Raw genomic sequence first — 20,369 nt, forward strand, 5'->3', positions numbered from 1 at the left:
CGTAGTCAAGTCCAGTCATCCGCACGCGGGGCAGCCGGGGTCCTTGGGCAGGGCGAGTGCGCGGAAACGGAAGGCGAGCGTGTCGACGAGGAGGAGCTTGCCGGCGGTATCCTCGCCGAAGGGGGCGATGGCGCGGACGACCTCCAGCGCGGCGAGGCTGCCCATCACCCCGGTGAGCGCGCCGAGCACGCCCTGTTCGGCACAGCTGATGCCGGGGCGGTCGGGATCCTGGCCGACGAAGCAGCGATAGCAGGGCCTGTCTGCCTCCCAGCCGCGGAACACGCCGAGCTGGCCTTCGAACTCCGATACCGCGGCCGAGACGAGCGGGATGCGGTGGCGAAGGCACGCATCGGCAACGGCGAGGCGTGTGGCGAAATTGTCGCAGCCGTCGAGGACGACGTCCGGATGGAACTCGGCGATCAGCGCGTCGGCATTGCGCGCGTCGATCCGTTGCCGGAAGCCGGTGAACGTCACTTCCGGGTTCAGCGCGGCGACCCGGGCGCGCGCGGCCTCCACCTTGGGGCGGTCCACGTCCGTGGTGGCGTAGAGCGTCTGGCGCTGGAGGTTGGAGAGCGAGACCTGGTCGTGGTCGATCGCGCCGAGCGTACCGATGCCGGCAGCCGCCAGATATTCGATCGCCGGAGAGCCGATTCCGCCCGCGCCGATCAGCAGCACCCGCGCGGCCTTCAGGCGCATCTGGCCACCGCCGCCGATCTCGCGCAGCACGATGTGGCGGGCGTAGCGTTCCAGCTCCGCGTCGGTGAAGTTCATTGCGGCAGAGTGAAGGTGAGCGTCGTGCGATACCATTGCTCGCTCGCGCCGGGACGCGGGAGGAGATTGCCGCGGGCAAAGCCCGCCGCGAGCGCCGCCGCATATTGCTCGACCGAGGGGCAGGCGATCGCGCGCGGCACGGTGGTGCGGATGGCGCCATTCTCGTCGACCAGTACCGCGATCGAGACTTCCACGGTACCGGGCTTGGCCGTGGTGCATTTGCGCAGCTTCACTTCGCGCTGGACGAAGCCCTGCATGTCCGGCGTGAGAACCGGAGGCGTGCGCCAGGGCAGGGGCGGCAGCGCGTCCCAGTCGATCGGCGCTGCCTGGAGCGCCGCTGCAAGAAGAACCGATCCGATCACGTGCCCGTCGATCCGAAGCCCCCGATCCCGCGCGCCGTTTCGTCGAGCGTCCCCACCTCCTCGAGCTCCGCGCGCTGGACCGGCGCGGGCACGAGCTGTGCGATACGGTCTCCGCGCGCGACGGTGAACGCGGCGTCACCAAGATTGGCGAGGATCACCTTAACCTCGCCGCGATAGTCGCTGTCGATGGTGCCGGGCGTGTTGAGACAGGTGACGCCGTGCTTGAGCGCCAGGCCGGAGCGCGGCCGGACCTGGACTTCATAGCCGGGCGGGATCGCCATCGCGAAGCCGGTCGCCACGGCGTGGCGCGCGCCGGGGGCCAGCACCACGTCCTCGGCCGCGACTACGTCCATGCCCGCCGCGCCCGCCGTCGCATAGGCGGGAAGCGGCAGTTCCTCTCCATGCGGCAGGCGCTGGAGAGCGATACGGATCGGAGCGAGCATCAGGACTTTCCTGGAAGGGCAGCAGCGAGGCGCTGGAGCGCGGAGATTACTTCGGGATCGCCGAGCAGCTCGTGGCCCCTGCCGGGGACAATGCGGAAATCGGTGGCGATTCCGCGCAAGGACAAAGCTTCGGCATAGAGTCGCGAAAAGCGGAGCGGCGTGGTCTTGTCGTCGGCGCCCACCAGCACCGCGGCGCGCAGGCTCGGCGGAATGCCGCCGACGAGCTTGACCGGATCGAGGCTGTCGACCGGCGCATCCCAGAGCGGCGTCGGCGCGACGGTCTTCATGTGCTTGCGCCATTCGGGCAGCGCGCAGGGGCAGGAGACCAGGACGATGCCGTCGACCAGGTGCGGCCAGGTGGCGGCCAGGTCCGCCGCGATCGCCGCGCCGCCCGAATGGCCGACCAGCACGGTGCGGGCATGGCCGTAGCGGCGCTGGAGGTGACGGATCGTCTCCGCAACTGCGGCGATGCGATCGGGGGTGTAATTGTCGCCGGTGGTCTGGCCGCGCGCGCCCGGCGAGCGATGGCCCTGGGGGTCCTCATAGCCGGGACGGAGCAGGGCGACCGCGATGCTGTGCGGCACTGCCTCGGCGGCCGCGCGGGCGAACGCATATTGATAGTCGGGCTTGGCGACGGGTGCATCGCCGTGCAGGACGACGATCAGCGTGCGGACCTGGCGCGCCGGCGTGTTGCCGAAGCTCTGGGTATAGAGGCCGTTCGCCGGCGCGGGAGGCTCGCCCGGGCTCGTCGGCGGCGCGCAGGCGGCAAGGCCCGCGCCGAGCAGCAGCAGTGCGAAGCTAGAGCGCATCGGCGATACGCTGCGCAAGCCGGCGGGCGACTTCGTCCTTGGGCAGTCTTTCCCAATGTTCGACACCGTCGGCGGTGACGAGATGGATGGCATTGGCTTCACCGCCCATCACATCGCCCGAAACATCGTTGGCGACAATCCAGTCCGCGCCCTTGCGGGCGCGTTTCGCGGTGGCATGTTCGACGACCCGCTCCGTTTCCGCGGCGAATCCCACGACCAGGCCCGGCCGGCGCGGGCTGGCGGCGAGGATGGCGAGGATGTCGGGGTTCTCGGAGAGCTGGAGGCGGGGCGGGGCGCCGCCTTCCTTCTTGATCTTCTGCGCGGCCGCCTCGGCGCGCCAGTCCCCTACGGCGGCGACCATCACTGCGGCGTCGGCGGGCAATGCCCGGGCGACGGCATTGGCCATCTCCTGCGCGGTCTCGACGTCGATGCGCGTGACGCCCGGCGGCGTAGCCAGCGCGACGGGTCCGGAAACGAGCGTGACCTGCGCGCCCAGCGCGGCGAGCGCGCCGGCAATGGCATAGCCCTGTTTCCCCGAAGAGCGATTGGCGATGTAGCGCACCGGATCGATCGGCTCGTGCGTGGGACCGGCAGTGACGAGGACATGCTTGCCGGCAAGCGGGCGGGCGGCGCCGGGGCCCGGATCCGACGCGCTCTGGATGGCGCGCAGGATGGCCTCGGGCTCGGGGAGGCGGCCGGGGCCATATTCGCCGCAAGCCATCGGCCCCTCATCGGGCTCGAGCACGGTCACGCCGTCGCCGCGCAGGGTGGCGACGTTGCGGCGCGTGGCGGCGTGCTGCCACATCCGCACGTTCATCGCCGGGGCCGCGAGCACGGGCTTGTCGGTGGCGAGCAGCAGCGTGGTGGCGAGATCGTCGGCGATGCCGGCCGCCATCTTCGCCATCAGGTCGGCAGTGGCGGGCGCGAGCACGACCAGATCCGCCTCGCGGCTGAGCTGGATATGGCCCATCTCGGCTTCGTCCTTCAGGTCCCAGAGCGTGGTGTAGACTTGGTTCTCGCTGAGCGCCGCCAGCGTCATCGGCGTGACGAAATGCTGCCCGCCGGCGGTGAGCACGCACTTCACTTCGATGCCGGCCTTGCGGCACAGCCGGATCAGCTCGCAGGCCTTGTAGGCGGCGATGCCGCCGCCGACGATCAGGAGGATGCGCTTGATCATTGGTGCCAGGCTCCACGGCGGACGCGATAGATGGCAAGGGTGCCGAGAATCCCGAAAGTATAGAAGCACATACTGGGCGCGACAGTCTGCAGGGTGTCGATCTTGTCGCAGCGATTGAAGCAATCGCCGAAGTTGGACAGGCCCCAGATGACCAAGGCGGCGGGGGCGTTCGCGAAGAGCCCGGCAAGCAGCCAGGCGGCAGGTGGCTTCGGGCTGCGAGCGTCAGCCAGGGTCATGATTGTGATGACGAGGAAACAGGTAACGCCGATTCCCGCCGCAAAATATGGCGCGGCGTAGAGAGTCATCATGAGCGTGTCGCCACCCCCGCCTGCGGGGGGATTGGAATTGGATATCGCGCTTATCCAGAGCAGTAGCGCCGTCAGGGTGAGCCCAAGCGTCACAAGCGTGCCGGCCAGCCATGCCAGCAGCCAGCTTCCCTGTCTGGGCGTGCCAAGGGTCTCGCGGCTCATCGGACCACCTTTGTCACGGTGATCCTGCGCCTGTCGAGCGCCTGGCGGAACAGGTCGCGCAGGGCATCGGGCACGAAGGCGAGGCCGATCAGCGAGAGCGGGGCGACCATCAGCGCCCAATAGAAGGTATCGGGCCGCGCGAACAGGGCGATCGCCAGTCCGAAGGCGGCGAGCGTGGCGGCGACCCGGGCCGCGGCCTGGTCCCTCCAGCCGATCCAGCCGAACAGCGCCAGCGTGAAGAGCGGTGCGCCCAGCGCCATCGGGAGGAGCCGGAGCGCCGTGGAGAGCGCCACCGACTTGGCGAAGAAGCCATAGCCGTGCAGCCCCGCCCAGCCGGGCGAGGCGGGATCGGAAGCCGTGGTGACCTGGCCGACCGCCCAGGCATGGAAGCCGAGCGCGACGGCGAAGCAGGCGAGCGCCACGCCCCAGGCCAGGGCCTCCCGCTTCTGGCCTTCGAACCAGGCGGCGGCGAGCATGACGAGCGCGAACAGCGCGGCGGTCTCGCGGATCAGCATGGCGAGCAGCGCGATCGCCACTGCCTCGATCCAGCGGCCCTGCCGGCGGATGCCCAGCGAGAGCGTGACGAGCAGCCCCGCCCAGATTTCGTGGAACGCCCAGAGATCGGGCCGGAGAAAGGCCATCAGCCCGGCAGCGAGCAGGGCGAGGCCGATCGCCACCGGCGGCCAGCGGGTCATCCCGCCGCGCAGCCGCATGCCCCAGACGGCGAAGACCGAAGCGACGAGCAGATAGAGCAGGCCCAGCGTCACCAGTCGGGGAAGGTGGGCCTCGACCATTGCCAGGCCGGGCAGGCGGAATGTGGCGAAGGGGCGCAGCGGATAATTGCCGGCCCGCAGCGCATCGGCGGCGACTTCGTAATAGCCGCCGCCATGGCGGACGCCCGCGACGATGCTCTCATAGAGCACCACATCGCTCTGGTCGTCGGCGCGGTTGGCGGGGTCGCCGCTGACCGGGGGCGGGCCGACGGTGACGAGGGCGGTCAGCGAAAGCAGCAGGAACAGGCCGAGCAGGGCGAGCGCGACACGGGCGTGCGCGCGGCCGAGCGCGGCGAAGCGCGTCGGCCCGGCCAGCCAGCGGATCGCCGGCAGTTTCACGAAAGCAGGTACATCATGATCGCGGCGCCCACCGCGCCGGAAAACACCGCCACCGCCGCATAGCGCCAGCCGCCGACCACGCGGATGCGCTCGATCTCCTTGAGCGGCGGCGCGGGCGGCGCGCCGCCCGGCGCGGGGAAGCGCCGCTCGATGTTGCGGATCAGATCGGGCAGGCGGGCGAGGGTGCGCAGATCCTCGACCAGCCGATCGGCGATCTTGGCCTCCGGCCCCAGCTCGGTGCGGATCCATTCGCGCACGAACGGCGCCGAGACGTCCCACAGATTGATGTCGGGATCGAGCGTGCGCGCCACGCCCTCGACCATCACCATCGTCTTCTGGAGCAGCAGGAGGTGCGGTTGGGTCTGCATGTCGAAATCGCGGGTGATCGAGAACAGGCCGTCGAGCATCGCGCCCATCGACATGTCCTTGACCGGCAGGCCGCGCATCGGCTCGCCAACGGCGCGGAGCGCAGTGGCGAACTCGGCGACATTGTGGTGCGGCGGAACATAGCCGGCCTCGAAATGGATCTCGGCCACGCGCGCATAGTTGCCGGTGATCAGCCCGTAGAGGATCTCGGCCAGCCAGACGCGGGCGCGGCGATCGATCCGGCCCATGATGCCGAAGTCGATCGCGGCGATGCGGCCGTCGGGGAGCGCGAAGAGGTTCCCCTGATGCATGTCGGCATGGAAGAAGCCCTCGGCGATCGCCTGGCGCAGGAAGGCGCGGATCAGCCGGCCGGCCAGGACACTGGGATCGTGCCCCGCCGCGACGATGCGGTCGCGGTGCGAGAGCTTGATGCCGTCGATCCATTCCAGCGTCAGCACCTTGCCGGTGGTGCGCTGCCAGTCGATCTGCGGGACCATGAAATCGGGCTCGGCCTGCATGCCCTCGGCCAGCTCGGAGGCAGAGGCGGCTTCACGGCGCAGGTCGAGCTCGCGCGCGGTCCAGCGCTTGAAGGTCTCGATGACCAGGCGCGGGCGCAGGCGCGAAGCCTCTCCGCCCATGGCCTCGACCTGGGCGGCGGCCCATTCATAGGTGTCGATCGCCTTGGCGAATTCGGTCTCGATACCGGGGCGCAGCACCTTCACCGCGACCTGGCGCCCGTCGGTGGTGACCGCGCGATGGACCTGCGCGATCGACGCGGCGCCGACCGGCGTCTCGTCGAATTCGGCGAAGAAGGTCTCCAGCGGCCGGCCGAAGCTGCTTTCGATTCGCTGCCGGATCACCGGGAAGGGCAGCGGGGGCAGCGCGTCCTGCAGGCGGAGCAGGTCACTCGCCGCTTCGTCGCCGACCAGGTCGGGGCGAGTGGCGAGCGTCTGGCCGAGCTTGATTGCCGCCGGACCGATCGCCTGGAAGGCATCGGCATAGTGCGGCACCCTGGGCACGCGCGCGCCGAAGCGGGCGATGCGGGCCACGCGGCGGACGGGCCGGGGCGTGTGCGGGTCCTGCTCGATGCCGCGCAGCGCGCCGTGGCGCGCCAGGATGCGGCCCCATTTGAGCAGGCGCCAGAGATGGACGACAGGCGCGGTCATAGCACCCCGCGGCGCATTGGTTTGCCCAGCCCGGCGTGCAAGGCCCCGTCATCCCCGCCCTTGCCGGGATGACGAAATCGGAGTTGGGACGTCGTCACCGAATTCAAATCTTCCAGCCCGAATGGATCGCGACCAGGCCGCCGAGCAGCGGCTCGACCTTGGTCTGGGTGAAGCCGGCCTCGCGGATCATCCGCTCGAATTCGGGCATGGGCGGGAAGCGGCGGATCGATTCGATCAGGTAGCGATAGCTGTCTGCATCGCCGGCGAGCATCTGGCCGAGCCTGGGGACGAGATGGTGCGAATAGGCGTCATAGACCTCGGCGAAGCCCGGCCATTGGGTGGTCGAGAATTCCAGCACGAACAGCCGGCCGCCGCGCTTGAGCACGCGGTGCGCCTCGCGAAGCGCCCTGGGGATGTCGGTCACGTTCCGGATGCCGAAGGCAATGGTATAGGCGTCGAAGAACTTGTCGGGCCATTGCAGCTGCTCGGCATTGGCCTCGCTCCACACCAGGCTTCCGGTTTCGGGCTCGCCCGCGCCGGCGATTCCGCGCTCCGCGGCGCGCTCGATGCCGACGGCGAGCATCTCCGGATTGATGTCCGCCACCGTGATCGAGGCGCCGGAGCGCGCCATGCGGAAGGCGATGTCGCCGGTGCCGCCGGCCATGTCGAGGATATGCTCGCCCGCGCGCGGCTTTACCCGGCGGACGAACTTGTCCTTCCACAGGCGATGGAGGCCGCCCGACATGGCGTCGTTCATCAGGTCGTATTTCGAAGCGACGCTGGAGAAGACCTCGCCGACGCGGCGGGTCTTTTCCTCGGGGGCCACGTCCTCGTAGCCGAAGGAGACGGTGTCGGTCATGTCAGGGGCTCTAGCGGGGGAAATTTCCCACGTCATCGCCTTTAAACCCTTCATCCCCGCGAAGGCCGGGATCCGGGACCGGCGAGCGCGGCAGGCATGGCTCCGGATCCCGGCCTTCGCGGGGATGGCGAACAGGGGGTCGGCACGTTAGGGAAGCGGCATGCCTGAGCTTCCCGAAGTAGAGACCACTGTCCGCGGCCTGGAACCCGTGCTCAAGGGCGACGCGATCATGCGCGTGACGTTGCACCGCGGCGATCTGCGCCGGCCGTTTCCGGAAGGGCTCGGCCAGCGCCTGACCGGGGCCACCGTCACCGGGCTCGGCCGGCGCGCGAAATATGGGCTGATCGAGACGAATCGCGGCGACACGCTGATCTTCCATCTCGGCATGTCCGGGCGCTGGCGGATCGATCCCGGGGAGATCGGCAAGCATGATCACCTGGTGCTCGAGACGCAGCATCACCGGCTCGCGCTGAACGATCCGCGGCGATTCGGCTCGGTCGACCTGATGCCGAGCGCGGCAGTGGCGGCCTGGCCGCCCTTTGCCGCGCTCGGGCCGGAGCCCCTGGGGCCGGACTTCGATGCGGCGCACCTCGCGCGCATGTTCAAGGGCCGGGTGGCGCCCGTGAAGGCGCTGCTGCTCGACCAGCGTGTGGTGGCGGGACTGGGCAACATCTATGTGTGCGAAGCGCTGTACATGGCCCGCATCGCGCCCACCCGCGAAGGCGGCTCGATCTCGAAGGCGCGGCTGGAGAAGCTGGCCGCCGCGATTCGCGAGGTGCTGGAGAGCGCGATCCGCGCCGGCGGCTCGACGATCCGCGACTATGCCCGGCCCGATGGCGAGCTCGGCTATTTCGCCAAGGAATGGCGGGTATATGGCCGGGAAGGGGAGCCGTGCGGGTGCGGAGGGCTGGTCGAGCGGCGCGTCGATTCGGGGCGTTCCACTTTCTGGTGCCCGAAATGCCAGTCGTAACGGTTGACCCGAATCGCCGGTAGCGCTAAGGGGCCCGTCTTTCCGGGCGTGGAGGCATGTTCCCCGCGCCCTAAACATTTCGAGCTAGGAACGAGACGGCATGGCGAATACGCCGCAAGCGAAGAAGCGTATCCGGCGCAATGCGCGCCGCGCGGAGATCAACGGCACCCGCGTGAGCCGTATCCGCACCTTCGTGAAGAAGGTCGAGTCGGCCCTCGAGGCCGGCGACAAGGCCGCGGCCGCTGCCGCGCTCGCCGCTGCGCAGCCGGAAATGGCGCGCGGCGTCGCCAAGGGCGTGCTCCACAAGAATACCGCCTCGCGCAAGTTCGCGCGTCTCAACAAGCGCGTCGAAGCGCTGGCGTAATCGTAATTTTTTCGTAATAAAACCCCGCGGAACTCCGGTTCCGCGGGGTTTTTGTCGTGTCTGACAAGGGTTTGCGGAACGAATCATGGCAAGCCCATGGAACCCTGAGATTCGCGCGAGTCGCAGTGTCTTTGGTTTGCAATAATCCGCAGAAGCCAAGCTTTTCAGTAGTTTGTGAGGATGCCCCCACGGTTTTCCGCGGGTTACGGCGAGTCAACAAAACTATTTCAGTATCTTTACACCCGACCCCCTTGATCGACTCAGAAAGGGGTTCCTAAAACAGACCTCCCAGGCGAGTTCTCGCCAGGGTATTTAGCGAAGCCCGTCGCACAGGGACCGGGGATGTCCGGTGTCGAAGGGCCTCATGTCGGAGCGAATTAGCGCACGGGAAGCGGCTGCTTTCCCGCGAAGGAGGGGTGCGTCACGGTGACTCAGGTTCAGGCCTTGGAACGGGACGGGATGGAAGCTGCGGTTGCGAAGGCTTGGGCGCATGTGCGTGCGAACTTGCGCCGCTCTGCGGGCCAGCGCCTGTTCGACCAGTGGCTCAAGCCGGTGGTCCTGATCGAAGGCAGCAATGCCGAGATCGTGCGCCTGGGCCTGCCCTCGGCGTTCATGACCCAGTGGGTCAAGAATCACTATGCCGAGCGGCTGCTGCTCGAATTCCGCGGCCAGATTCCGGCGGTGCGCAGTGTGTCGATCGAGACGCTGACGGAAGAACCGAAGCGTGTCCTGAGCACGGCGCCCGCTCCGGCGGCTGCCGATTCGGCACCGGTCGCGGCCGCCACGGCATCGCCCGCCGAGCGCCCGCAATTCGACTCGCGCTTCACCTTCGACCGCTTCGTGATCGATGCGACGAATCGCGTGGCCTGCAACGCGGCCAAGGCAATGGCCGAGCCTGGCGCCCCGCGCTTCAGCCCGCTCTACCTCCATGCCGGCACGGGCCAGGGCAAGACCCACCTGATGCACGCGATCGGCCATGCGTTCCTGGAAGCGAATCCGGCCGCGACCGCGATCTACGTGACCGCCGAGCGCTTCATGTTCGAATTTGTGCAGGCGCTGCGCAACAAGGACACCCACGCGTTCAAGGCGCGGCTGCGCTCGGTCGACCTGCTGATGATCGACGACCTGCAGTTCATCGGCGGCAAGGACGCCACGCAGCAGGAGTTCTTCCACACCGTCAACGAGTTCATGTCGTCGGGCAAGCGGCTGGTGATCGCGGCGGACCGCGCGCCCCAGGCGCTGGAAGGCTTCGAGCCGCGGCTTGCCGGCCGCCTGGCCTCGGGCCTGGTGGCGGACATCAAGCCGGCCGAGCTGGAGCTGCGCCGTGCGATCGTCGGCCGCAAGCTGCAGGACATGCCGGCAGTGACGATGCCGCACGAAGTGATGGACCTGCTCGCTGCACGGATCACCACCAATGTCCGCGAGCTTGAGGGCGCGCTCAATCGCCTCGTCGCCTATGCCCAGCTGAACGGCGAAGTGATCACGATCGACTTTGCCACCAACGTGCTCGGCGAGGTGCTGCGCTCGGCCCAGCGCCGCATCACGATCGACGAGATCCAGCGTGCGGTCTCGGCGCATTTCGAAGTGAAGCAGATCGATCTGATCTCCGAGCGTCGTGCCGTGGCGATCGCCCGGCCGCGCCAGATCGCGATGTATCTCGCCAAGCGGCTGACCACGCGCTCGCTGCCCGAGATCGGCCGCAAGTTCGGCAATCGCGACCATTCGACCGTGATCCACGCAGTGAAGCGCATCGAGGAGCTGCGCGGCAAGGACGTGGAGATCGACACGGCCGTGCGCACGCTGATGCGCACGCTGGAAGGCTAAGGAGCCATGTTCCCGCCTCCTTCAGGGGCGGGCGGGGTGGAGGAGCTGAGAGCGGGGCAACGCGGATCGGTCACGCCTCCACCCTGATCAACAGAGAGGCCGGGCCCTGGCGGGTCCGGCCTTTTTGTCTAGTCATAATGGCGGTGCGCTTTCGTGCGGCTATGACCGCCTCGGCTTCACCAGCAGATGGTCTGGCCGATCCGCGGATCATAGACGCAGCCGCCGTTGCCGCTTTCGAGTTGCGGGCAATAGTCGCTGTAATATGTGACGCAGTCGCCATGGCTGGCGAAGCCCCGGGCCTGATAGCTGGAGCAGGTGACCGATGGCGGATTGTCGCATTCGCCGAAGCCCGGACGTGCCTGGAGCGGCTGGGCCAGGACGGCCTGGAACCCGGCCGCGGCGGCGAGCGAGAGCGAGAAACCGATCTTCTTGCGCATATGTGCCTCCCTGTCGTGGAAAGCGCAGGCTAAGTCGCGACGTCCGCACGGCCTAGCGGATCTCGCGCGGATATGGTGGTTTCGGAGCGTTCAGGGCACCAGCCGGAAATAATAGCTGTAGTTTCGTGCGGCGCCGCTGACGGTGACATTGCTGATCGTCACGTCATAGATGGTGTTGGCGGCCAGGCCGGCGACTTTCCATTGCAGGCTGTTGGGCAGGCCATAGCCGTCATTGTCCCACGACACGTTCGATACCGTGAGCGCCGCGCCGCCGCGCGCGCGCACGACGATCGTGGCATTGGCAAAGCTGACCGTCGCGTTCGCCCCGAAATTGGCACTCTTGTTGGCGATCACGCCGAAGGAGAGCAGCGCCGCGGTGTCGAAATAGCGCGCCGGATATTCCTCGAACGGATAGGCGACATAATCCGGCAGCGGGCCGGCGGTGTTCTGGGTATTGTTGATCACCTTGATCGAGGCGCCGTCCGCGCGATTGCTGCCCTGCCAGACTCCGGCGACCCGGCCATAGGCAATAGTCGAGAGGAACGGATAGAGCAGCCAGCGGCGATGGCCGATATTGTTCGCCACCACATTGTTGGTGTCGGTGAGCCAGCCGATCAGCAGATCGGCATCCTGCGAATAGCGCAGGCCCCCCATGCCCAGATAGATGTTGCTCTGCCCGGCGGCGGTGGCGCCGGCGTTGGTATAGCAGTTCCAACTCGCCGGCGGATTGTGGCTGAGCTGCCCGTTGGCCGCCATCATCAGCGCCGATTGCTGGGAAGCGGGCTCGTCGGCGGGCGCATAAGTGACCGCGGGCAGATTGTGGTGCGCGCGAATGTCGTTGAGCGTCGCCAGCACGCGTGCGCCGACTTCGGGCTTTAGCGTTCCCGCCTGGCATGCGGCGATATTGGGTGGAGTGCTGTAGAGCAGGGCGACCGAGCTGAGGAAATCGGAGCCGGTGGCGGGCTCGGTGCTCGTCGGGCTGGGCGAGGGTGTGCTGGGCGTGGGCGTGGGCGTCGATCCCGACCCAGGCGTCGGCGTGGGCGTGACGACTGTGCCGCCACCCCCGCCGGAGCCGCCCCCGCTGCACGCGGACAGGGCGCTGCCGAGCAGCAACAGGGTAACCAGCTTACGCATCTGCACGCACTCCCGGTTGGCAGAACCCGAAGGGCGCGGCACGGTTCCAGCCCTTTCCCCGGAGCATAGCGCCGGGAGAAGGACTGTCAGCAGTTATTGGCAGACGCGCTGGCCGGTGCGCGGATTGATGTAGCAATTGTCGCCCGGATTATTGATCGCCTCGCAATATTGCATGACGTAGGCGACGCACTGGATGCGGGTCGCGAAGCCCAGGGCGGCATAATCGTCGCAAAAGGCCGAGGGCGGCTGAGTGCAGTCGGGGACCGGATCGGGCCGGGCCTGGGCGGCCTGGAACGGCGCGGTCTGTAGCCCGATGGCCGCGGCGAGGGTGAGCGCGAAGCGAAGCTTGTGATGCATCGAGTACCTCCTGAAAACGGAAGGCCTCAGACTATGCGGCCATGGCACCCGCGGCGAGCGCGGGTGCCACGGATTCGGTTTCAGATTTGCAGTCCGACCGCCTTTTGCGCGGCCTTGAGCGTCGGCTCGGCAAGGGTGCTGGCGCGCTCGGCGCCCTTGGCCAGCTGCTGGCCCACTGCGTCGCGGTCCGCCAGCAACTGGTTCAGCCGCTCGCGCACCGGGCCGAGCACGGCGATGGCGAGGTCCGCCAGCGCCGGCTTGAACGCGCCGAAGCCCTGGCCGGCGAACTCCGTCACCACCGACTGGGGGTCGCGACCCGACAGCGCAGCGTAGATCGTCACCAGGTTCTTCGCCTCGGGACGTTCGGCAAGCGCATCGAACGAATCGGGCAGCGGCTCGGGGTCGGTCTTCGCCTTGCGGAGCTTCTGGGCGATGATGTCGTCATCGTCCGACAGGTTGATTCGCGACAGGTCCGAGGGATCGGACTTGGACATCTTCGCGCTGCCGTCGCGCAGGCTCATGATGCGCGGGGCAGCCTTCGAGATGAACGGTTCGGGCAGCGGGAAGAGGTCGACCTCGAAATCGGTGTTGAACTTGGCGGCGATGTCGCGCGCCAGCTCGAGATGCTGCTTCTGGTCCTCGCCCACCGGCACGTGCGTCGCCTTGTAGACGAGCACGTCGGCGGCCTGGAGCACCGGATAGGCGAACAGGCCGACACTGGCGCCTTCGCGGTTCTTGCCCGCCTTGTCCTTCCACTGGGTCATGCGGTTGAGCCAGCCCATCCGCGCGGTGCCGTTGAGGATCCAGCACAATTCGGCATGCGCGGGAACGCGGGCCTGGTTGAACAGGATGGCGCGATCGTCGATGCCGGACGCCATCAGCGTCGCGGCCATCTCGATCGTGGAATTGGCGAGTTCCTGCGGCGAGATGTTGCCCGTCAGCGCATGGAGATCGGCGAGGAAGAAGAGGCATTCCCCCTGATCCTGCATCGCCACCCACTGCTTGATCGCCCCGAGATAGTTGCCGAGGTGGAGATTGCCGGTGGTCTGGATGCCGGAAACGACACGCATGAATTTTCCTTCCGCGCCCGGGCTGACCGTTCGGCCTTTGGACGGGCCGCGGGTCCGAGACGGCGGGGACGCAGCCGCACAAGGATGTCAGGGACGCGGAGGCCTCTAGCGCGCCGAACGGCGGCGGACCAGCGCCTTGATGTCAGAGATCAGAAAGGCGCGCGTGACGAAGCAGGCCAGGACGTAGATCGTGCAGCCTGCGCCGACGAGGACGATGAGCGCGCCGTAGCGCTCGACCATATGGCCGTTGAGCCAGGGATCGAGCAGGTGATCGAAGGCGAACAGCGCCCCGCCCATGATGGCAGCCGCGAGCGCAAGGCGAGGCAGGCGGCGCTTGAGCTGCGCGTCGGCGGTGAAATGGCCGCGCCGATTGAGCGTGCGATAGAGCATGAAGGTGTTGACGCTGGACGAGATCGCGGTGGCGAGCGGCGGGCCGCTGGCCCCGATCAGCGGGATCAACGCCAGGTTGAGCGCGATGTTCACGCCGACGGAGACGATCGCATAGCGCACCGGCGTCTTCATGTCGTGCCGCGCGTAATAGCCGGGCGTTAGCACCTTCACGAGCACATAGGCGGGCAGGCCGACCGAGAAGCCGGCGAGTGCCAGCGCGCAGGCACGCGTCGCCTCGGGGCCGAAATGGCCATATTGGAACAGGCCGCGCACGATCGGCTCGGCCGCGACGATCAGCGCGATCATCGCGGGCAAGGTGAGGAACAGCGCCAGTTCGATGCCGCGATTCTGCGTTTCCATCGCTTCCTCGTCCTTTCCGGCGCCGAGCAGGCGCGAGATGGTGGGAAGCAGGATGGTGCCGAGGCCGATGCCGATCATGCCGAGGGGCAGCTGGTTCAGCCGGTCGGCATAATAGATGTAGGAAAGCGAGCCCGCGGCGAGCAGCCCGCCGGCCAATGCGCTCGAGATCAGCAGGTTGATCTGCGCGGCGCCCGCGCCGGCGGCGGCCGGCAGGATCAGCTTCATCAGCCGCTTCACTTCGGGATCGAGCCGGGGAAGGCGGGGCTTGAGCGAGACGCCCGAGCGGCGGCAGGCCAGCGCGAGCCAGCCGAGCTGGAGCGCGCCGCCGATCGGCACCGCGATCGCCTGGGCACGGGCCGTCTCGAACGGATCGCCGTTGAACACGGCGAGAGCGACCACCATCGCGATGTTGAGCAGGATCGGCGCGGCGGCGTTGACCCAGAATTTGTCGAGCGAATTCAGGATGCCGCCCAGCAGCGAGGCCAGGCTGATCAGCATCAGATAGGGGATGGCGATCCGGCTCAGCTCCACTGCGAAGGCGAAGCGGTCGGGCGCGACGTCGTTGAAGCCGCCGGAGAGCAGCCAGGTGAGCGGCCAGGCGGCGGCCAGCATCACGCCGGTCATCGCCGCGAGCGCGAGGAACAGCACCGAGAGCGCGCGCTCGGCGAAGTCGAGCCCCTGCGAGAGCTCGCCCGTCTCGCCTACCTTCCGATTGAACATCGGGATGAAGGCCGAGTTGAACGCACCCTCGGCGAAGAGGGCGCGGAACATGTTGGGGAGGCGGAAGGCGATGGTGAACGCATCCGACGCGAAGCTCGCGCCGACATAGCGGGCCTGCAGCGAATCGCGCACCAGCGCGAGGACGCGGCTGGCGAGCGTGAGCCCGCCGACCGACCCCAGGCTGCGGGCGAGCTTCATCGCCTTCCCCCTTCAGGCGTGGATCAGGCTTCGCCCGCCACGTCGCCGGTCAGGCCCGACTCGTTCGCCGCGCGCTGCTGCAGATAGATGCCGCCGAAATCGATCGGCTCGAGCATCAGCGGCGGGAAGCCGCCGTCGCGCACCGCGTCGGCCAGCACGCGGCGGGCGAACGGGAAGAGCAGGCGGGGGGCCTCGCCGAGCAGGAAGCCGTCGAGCGCCTCGCCCTCGGGCACGTTGCGAATGCCGAACAGGCCGGCATAGGACAAGTCGACGATGAAGGCGGTCTGGCTGTCGGCCGTCGCGCGCACTTCGATCTTGAGGACGACTTCGAAGACGTCCTCGGCAACCTTGCCCGAGCCGATGTTGAACTGCACGTCGATCGCCGGCGCGGTCGGGCTCTGGAAGATGGCCGGCGCGTTCGGGTTCTCGAACGAGAAGTCCTTTACATATTGCGACAACAGGCCGACGGCCGGGGCGGTGTCCTCACCATTGGCAGCGGGCTCGCCGAATTCGGCGATCGTGTCGTTCTCGGCCATTTCTAAAGTACCTCTTTTCCGGATAGTTTCGCGCTATTGAAGCGTTGGATCGGTTGCGCGCCTAGCAGGCGGGCGCACGGGTTTCAATTGCCGCCGGATTCGGCCGGATTTGAAACCCGCGGCGCTTGCGCCTATGTTAACCGGCGAAGCGTTTGGAGGCGTAGTGTACACGATAATCCTGTTCGCAATGGTGGCCGGTTTTCTGGCGCTCCGACTCTATGCCGTGCTCGGCAAGCGCACCGGCCATGAGCAGGCGCTGCCCAAGCCGAGCGAGGAGCGCGTGGCGGTGCCGCCGGCGAACCGCACCATCGACCAGACTCCCGAAGTGCGCGAAGCGGGCGCCCGGGTGATCGAGACCGGTGCGGAATCGGGCCTGAAGGCCGTGATCGCCGCCGATTCCAGCTTCGACGTCGCCCAGTTCCTCGATGGCGCCAAGAGCGCGTACAAGATGATCCTCGAGGCCTTCTGGAAGGGCGACGAGGAGACGCTCGGCTGGCTGGTGGAGGACGATGTCCGTGCCGGCTTCGCCCAGGCGATCGCCGACCGCAAGGCCGCCGGCCATGTGCTGGAGAATCGCCTGGTCGCGATCGAGCGCGCGCTCATCTCGGATGCGGTGGTGGAGGGCAAGGCCGCCCGCATCACGGTGCGCTTCGATGCCGATATCGCCGCGGTGACGCGCGATGCCGATGGCAATGTCGTCGCCGGCTCGCTGAGCGATGCCGTGGAGACGCACGACATCTGGACCTTCGCGCGGAGCCTCCGCAGCGACGATCCCAACTGGAAGCTCGTCGAGACCGACGAAGCCTGAGGGGCCATTATGCGGATCTGGGGGGGAGTCGCGCTCGCGGCGCTGCTGGGCGCTTGTTCGGGCGGCGTGGTGCCGCATTCGGTGGAGCCGGGCTATACGCCGCCGCGCGAGGCGCCGAGGGAGCGTCGGCGCGACGTGCCGCGAGAGCCGGGGCGCATCTCGGAGCCGCATGGCAATCCCGCCGCGCGCCAGCCCATTCCCGCAACGCCGCTCGCCGCCATTCCGGCGCCGGCGGCGCCCACGGGCACCCTCCTCGCGGCCTCGGCCGGCCTGCTTGCCGGCCCTTCGTTCGATTCGCTGCCGTTGGGCGATGCCGCCGCGGTCCGGGCGCTGGTCGCCTATCGGCTGAGCTGCCCTTCGCTGGTGCGCCGCACCGATGCGAGCGGGCTCACGCAGGGACGTGACTGGCAGCCCGCGTGCGACGCCGCGAAGACCTGGCCCGAGCGCGATGCGCGCGGCTTCTTCGCGCGCTGGTTCGAGACGGTGCAGGTCGCCGACGGCAAGGCGCAGGCGACCGGCTATTACGAGCCCGAGATCGCGGGATCGCGCCATCGCCGCCCCGGCTATGGCGTGCCAGTCTACGCCAAGCCGGACGATATCATCGAAGTCGATCTCGGCCAGTTTTCCGCCGACATGAAGGGCAAGAAGATCCGCGGCCGGGTCGCCGGCAAGACCTTCATCCCCTATTTCGACCGCAAGGAGATCGATCAGGGCGCGCTCGACGGGCGCGGACTGGAGATCGCCTGGGCAGCGGATCCGATCGAGCTGTTCTTCCTCCAGATCCAGGGTTCGGGGCGTCTCCGTGGCCCTGACGGGCAGGTCATGCGCATCGGCTTCGCCGGCCAGAACGGCCGCGAATATGTCGGCATCGGTGCGTTGATGCGCGACCGCGGGCTGCTCAAGCCTGGCGGCGCTTCGATGCAGGGCATCATCGCCTATCTGCGCGAGCACCCCGAAGAGGGGCAGGACATCATGTGGGAGAACAAGAGCTATGTGTTCTTCCAGGAACTGAAGGGCGCCGGGCCCAATGGCTCGCTGGGATTGCCAGTCACCGGGCAAGTGAGCGCGGCGGTCGACCCGAAGTTCATTCCGCTGGGCGCCCCGGTATTCCTCTCGATGGACCGCGCCGAGGCCAACGGCCTGTGGATCGCGCAGGATACCGGTGGGGCGATCAAGGGCCCCAACCGGGTCGACACCTTCTGGGGCGCGGGCGACGATGCGCGCGCGATCGCGGGCGGCATGAATGCGCGCGGCTCCGCCTGGCTGCTGCTGCCGGTCGGCACGCTCAGCCGGCTGGGCGGGGGGCCGATCGCCACGGTGCCGGCGCCGCAACGCCAGCGGTGAGGCGCCTCGCGCCCGAGGAAGCGGCGCTCTGGCAACGCGTGATCGCCAGCGTGACGCCGCTCGAGGCGCGTCCAATGAAGGCAGTGGAGGTCGCCGGGCAGCCTGAGCCCGCCGTGCCGAAGTCCGCGCCGGCCAAGCCGAAGGGCCGGGTACCGCCGCTGCGCGCGGCGCCCCAGGCACCCGCGCCGTTGCGTGCTCGGGCGGTGAACACGCTAGATGCATCCTGGGACAGGCGCTTGTCGCGCGGGCTGGTCTCTCCCGATTCTTCCGTCGATCTGCACGGCCACAGCCTCGCTTCGGCCTATGACCGGCTCGATTTCGGGCTGGAGGCGGCGATCGGGCGGGGCGACCGCGTGCTGCTGCTCGTCACCGGCAAGCCGCCGCGGCCGGAATCCGAGCGTCCGCATGCCCGCGGCGCGATCCGCGCGGCAGTGGGCGACTGGCTCGCCTCGTCGCGCCATTCCGATCGTATCGCTGCCGTAAGGACCGCGCATTCCCGCCATGGTGGAGCCGGTGCGCTCTACATCGTGCTCCGCCGTTCCCGGGAAAAATCTTAACTTCTGTCTGCGATGTGTCCGGGGATCGAGGCCGGCATGAGCCGGCTCGGAACGGGTTGCTGGGGGAAGAGCGAGCGCAGTGGAAGGATTTTCGCTCAAGAGCCGTGCGATAGCCTTTGCGATGTGCTCCGGTGCCGTGGCGTTCATCCTGGCACTGGCTGCGGCGTCGACTCCGGGCATGATCACGGTCGAGACGGCGGGTCGCGCGCTGATCGCCGCGATCGTCTGCGGCGTGATGTGCTGGGCCTCGGCGGAGCGCAGCATCGCCTCCACCGCCGAAGCCATCGATGCGGCGATCGAGCGGCTTCAGGGCGCTGCCAATGGCGACTTGCAGAGCGGCATCCCGCCCCAGGTGCATGAATCGGTGCCGACGCTGGCGCGGGCGATGGACGGGCTGTTCCGCCAGCTCCACGCCAATCTGGAGAGCGTCCAGCGGCTGGCGATGTTCGATCCGGTGACTTCGCTGCCCAACCGCACCAATTTCCGCCGCACCGCCGAGCGCATGCTCGCCGAACTGTCGCCGGGCAATGTCGCGGTGCTTTATTTCATCGATCTCGACCGCTTCAAGCACGTCAACGACACGCTGGGCCACGCCACCGGCGACGCGCTGCTCGGCATGGTGGCCAACCGCCTGCGCGCCGTCGCGGACCGCTTCGCCGCCGAGGCCGAGGCGCGGCCGCCGCTGATCGGGCGGCTGGCGGGTGACGAGTTCACCATGTTCTTCCCGGCGCTGCGCCACGAGCGCGACGCCGAGCGGATCGGGCGCGGCATCCTCTATGCCCTTTCCGAGCCGTTCGACCTGGCCGACCAGGAAGTGTCGATCGGCGCCTCGATCGGCATCGCGCTGCGCCCCGAGCACGGCACCACGCTGCACGACCTGATGCGCGCCGCCGACGCCGCCATGTACCATGCCAAGGCGATGGGCCGCGGCCGGGCCGAGCATTTCACCGAGATCCTCGCCGCAGAGATCGCCGAGCGGGCCCGGCTGGAGAGCGACCTGCGCGAAGCGGTGGACAAGGACCAGTTCACGCTCGTCTACCAGCCCCAGGTCTCCGCCGCCGATGGGCGCATCGTCGCCGCCGAGGCGCTGCTGCGCTGGCGCCACCCGGACGGGCTCAAGATGCCCGGCACCTTCATCCAGCGCGCCGAGGAGACCGGCCTGATCGTCGAGATCGGCGAATGGGTGGTCGAGAGCGTCGCCGAGACGATCTCGCGCTGGGGCCGGCTGGGCATCCAGCAGCGGCTCGCGGTCAACATCAGCCCGCGCCAGCTTGACCATGCCAGCTTCTTCCGCAAGCTGCGCGAGGCGATGCTGGCGGCCCGCGCCCCGGCGAACCTGCTCGAACTCGAGATCACCGAGACGCTGGCGATGCACTGTTCGAGCGAAGTGCTCGAGGCGATCGCCACGCTGCGGACCGATGGCGCCACCATCGCCATCGACGATTTCGGCACCGGCTATTCGAACATCGCCCGCCTTCGCAAGCTGCCCATCGATCGCATCAAGCTCGACCGCAGCCTGATCGAGCAAGTCGCCGAGAGCGCCGATGCCCGCACCATCGCCCAGGCGGTCATCGGGCTGATCCACGGCCTGGGCTGCGAAGCCGTGGCCGAAGGGATCGAGAGCGAGGACCAGGCCACCGTGTTGCGGGTCATCGGGTGCGACGTGCTTCAGGGCTATGCCGTGGCGACGCCGATGGAAGAACATGCCTTCCTCGAATGGGCGCGCGGTATCGAACTGCAGCGCGCGGCGGGCTGACGTTTCCCT

22 protein-coding genes are annotated in these 20,369 nt (G+C 68.2%); 7 read left to right on the top strand and 15 right to left on the bottom strand.

Features of this window, described 5'->3' with window-relative positions:
- Window positions 1–15: 15 nt before the first annotated feature.
- From FFS08_RS16850 to FFS08_RS16890, 9 genes are all read right to left on the bottom strand, one after another.
- Window positions 16–771 (bottom strand): HesA/MoeB/ThiF family protein, encoded by a 756-nt coding sequence (locus FFS08_RS16850; protein ID WP_137863492.1) that lies wholly within the window; start codon window positions 769–771, stop codon window positions 16–18.
- A complete protein-coding gene (locus tag FFS08_RS16855; protein ID WP_137863491.1) occupies window positions 768–1,133 on the bottom strand; it encodes a hypothetical protein in 366 nt (121 codons plus the stop codon). Before FFS08_RS16855 ends, FFS08_RS16850 begins: the two co-directional genes overlap by 4 nt.
- Complete coding sequence (gene dut, locus FFS08_RS16860; protein WP_137863490.1) at window positions 1,130–1,576, bottom strand: dUTP diphosphatase; 447 nt, start codon at window positions 1,574–1,576, stop codon at window positions 1,130–1,132. The genes FFS08_RS16855 and dut overlap by 4 nt, the downstream gene beginning before the upstream one ends.
- Window positions 1,576–2,385, bottom strand: a complete 810-nt coding sequence (locus tag FFS08_RS16865) for an alpha/beta hydrolase (RefSeq protein WP_249341151.1) — start codon at window positions 2,383–2,385, stop codon at window positions 1,576–1,578. Before FFS08_RS16865 ends, dut begins: the two co-directional genes overlap by 1 nt.
- Complete coding sequence (gene coaBC, locus FFS08_RS16870; RefSeq protein ID WP_171012663.1) at window positions 2,375–3,562, bottom strand: bifunctional phosphopantothenoylcysteine decarboxylase/phosphopantothenate--cysteine ligase CoaBC; 1,188 nt, start codon at window positions 3,560–3,562, stop codon at window positions 2,375–2,377. Before coaBC ends, FFS08_RS16865 begins: the two co-directional genes overlap by 11 nt.
- A complete protein-coding gene (locus FFS08_RS16875) occupies window positions 3,559–4,032 on the bottom strand; it encodes a hypothetical protein (protein WP_137863489.1) in 474 nt (157 codons plus the stop codon). The genes coaBC and FFS08_RS16875 overlap by 4 nt, the downstream gene beginning before the upstream one ends.
- On the bottom strand, window positions 4,029–5,144 hold the full coding sequence (locus tag FFS08_RS16880; protein ID WP_137863488.1) for a hypothetical protein: 1,116 nt from the start codon (window positions 5,142–5,144) through the stop codon (window positions 4,029–4,031). The genes FFS08_RS16875 and FFS08_RS16880 overlap by 4 nt, the downstream gene beginning before the upstream one ends.
- A complete protein-coding gene (gene ubiB / locus FFS08_RS16885) occupies window positions 5,141–6,676 on the bottom strand; it encodes a 2-polyprenylphenol 6-hydroxylase (protein WP_137863487.1) in 1,536 nt (511 codons plus the stop codon). The genes FFS08_RS16880 and ubiB overlap by 4 nt, the downstream gene beginning before the upstream one ends.
- Window positions 6,677–6,779: 103 nt before the next feature.
- Window positions 6,780–7,535: a class I SAM-dependent methyltransferase gene (locus FFS08_RS16890; protein ID WP_137863486.1), complete on the bottom strand. Its 756-nt coding sequence runs from the start codon at window positions 7,533–7,535 to the stop codon at window positions 6,780–6,782.
- A gap of 160 nt (window positions 7,536–7,695) precedes the next feature.
- Here FFS08_RS16890 and mutM point away from each other — a divergent pair, with 160 nt between their 5' ends.
- The 3 genes from mutM (at window position 7,696) to dnaA (ending at window position 10,693) form a co-directional block, all read left to right on the top strand.
- The gene (mutM, locus tag FFS08_RS16895) at window positions 7,696–8,505 is read left to right on the top strand and encodes a bifunctional DNA-formamidopyrimidine glycosylase/DNA-(apurinic or apyrimidinic site) lyase (RefSeq protein WP_137863485.1); all 810 of its coding nucleotides are present in this window, start codon (window positions 7,696–7,698) and stop codon (window positions 8,503–8,505) included.
- A 100-nt stretch (window positions 8,506–8,605) separates the two neighbouring features.
- On the top strand, window positions 8,606–8,869 hold the full coding sequence (gene rpsT / locus FFS08_RS16900) for a 30S ribosomal protein S20 (RefSeq protein WP_086128864.1): 264 nt from the start codon (window positions 8,606–8,608) through the stop codon (window positions 8,867–8,869).
- A 459-nt stretch (window positions 8,870–9,328) separates the two neighbouring features.
- Window positions 9,329–10,693 carry a chromosomal replication initiator protein DnaA gene (gene dnaA, locus FFS08_RS16905; RefSeq protein WP_212742030.1) on the top strand — a complete coding sequence of 455 codons (1,365 nt, stop codon included), beginning with the start codon at window positions 9,329–9,331 and terminating at the stop codon, window positions 10,691–10,693.
- Window positions 10,694–10,869: 176 nt separating this feature from the next.
- On the opposite strand, the gene FFS08_RS16910 is transcribed toward dnaA, so the two are convergent.
- The 6 genes from FFS08_RS16910 to secB form a co-directional block, all read right to left on the bottom strand.
- Window positions 10,870–11,130, bottom strand: coding sequence for a hypothetical protein (locus FFS08_RS16910; protein ID WP_137863483.1), 261 nt, complete (start codon window positions 11,128–11,130; stop codon window positions 10,870–10,872).
- Window positions 11,131–11,220: 90 nt separating this feature from the next.
- Entirely contained in the window at window positions 11,221–12,264 is a 1,044-nt protein-coding gene (locus FFS08_RS16915; RefSeq protein ID WP_137863482.1) for a CAP domain-containing protein, read from the bottom strand.
- Between the two features lie 93 nt (window positions 12,265–12,357).
- Window positions 12,358–12,621: a hypothetical protein gene (locus FFS08_RS16920; protein WP_137863481.1), complete on the bottom strand. Its 264-nt coding sequence runs from the start codon at window positions 12,619–12,621 to the stop codon at window positions 12,358–12,360.
- 80 nt (window positions 12,622–12,701) lie between these two features.
- Window positions 12,702–13,691 (bottom strand): tryptophan--tRNA ligase, encoded by a 990-nt coding sequence (trpS, locus tag FFS08_RS16925; protein ID WP_137863480.1) that lies wholly within the window; start codon window positions 13,689–13,691, stop codon window positions 12,702–12,704.
- A 105-nt stretch (window positions 13,692–13,796) separates the two neighbouring features.
- The gene (murJ, locus tag FFS08_RS16930) at window positions 13,797–15,359 is read right to left on the bottom strand and encodes a murein biosynthesis integral membrane protein MurJ (protein ID WP_137863479.1); all 1,563 of its coding nucleotides are present in this window, start codon (window positions 15,357–15,359) and stop codon (window positions 13,797–13,799) included.
- Window positions 15,360–15,382: 23 nt separating this feature from the next.
- Window positions 15,383–15,895 (bottom strand): protein-export chaperone SecB, encoded by a 513-nt coding sequence (secB, locus tag FFS08_RS16935; protein ID WP_137863478.1) that lies wholly within the window; start codon window positions 15,893–15,895, stop codon window positions 15,383–15,385.
- A gap of 163 nt (window positions 15,896–16,058) precedes the next feature.
- On the opposite strand from secB, the gene FFS08_RS16940 reads away from it, so the two are divergent.
- The 4 genes from FFS08_RS16940 to FFS08_RS16955 all read left to right on the top strand — a co-directional run bounded on the left by FFS08_RS16940 (window position 16,059) and on the right by FFS08_RS16955 (window position 20,360).
- Complete coding sequence (locus FFS08_RS16940) at window positions 16,059–16,703, top strand: Tim44/TimA family putative adaptor protein (protein ID WP_137863477.1); 645 nt, start codon at window positions 16,059–16,061, stop codon at window positions 16,701–16,703.
- Window positions 16,704–16,712: 9 nt separating this feature from the next.
- Window positions 16,713–18,047: a murein transglycosylase A gene (gene mltA / locus FFS08_RS16945; RefSeq protein ID WP_137863476.1), complete on the top strand. Its 1,335-nt coding sequence runs from the start codon at window positions 16,713–16,715 to the stop codon at window positions 18,045–18,047.
- Window positions 18,044–18,604, top strand: a complete 561-nt coding sequence (locus FFS08_RS16950; RefSeq protein WP_249341150.1) for a Smr/MutS family protein — start codon at window positions 18,044–18,046, stop codon at window positions 18,602–18,604. The genes mltA and FFS08_RS16950 overlap by 4 nt, the downstream gene beginning before the upstream one ends.
- Window positions 18,605–18,683: 79 nt before the next feature.
- Window positions 18,684–20,360 carry a putative bifunctional diguanylate cyclase/phosphodiesterase gene (locus FFS08_RS16955; RefSeq protein ID WP_137863475.1) on the top strand — a complete coding sequence of 559 codons (1,677 nt, stop codon included), beginning with the start codon at window positions 18,684–18,686 and terminating at the stop codon, window positions 20,358–20,360.
- Window positions 20,361–20,369 lie beyond the last annotated feature (9 nt).

The sequence above is a fragment of the Sphingomonas sp. 1F27F7B genome, from assembly GCF_005503355.1.
Taxonomy (GTDB): Bacteria; Pseudomonadota; Alphaproteobacteria; order Sphingomonadales; family Sphingomonadaceae; genus Sphingomonas.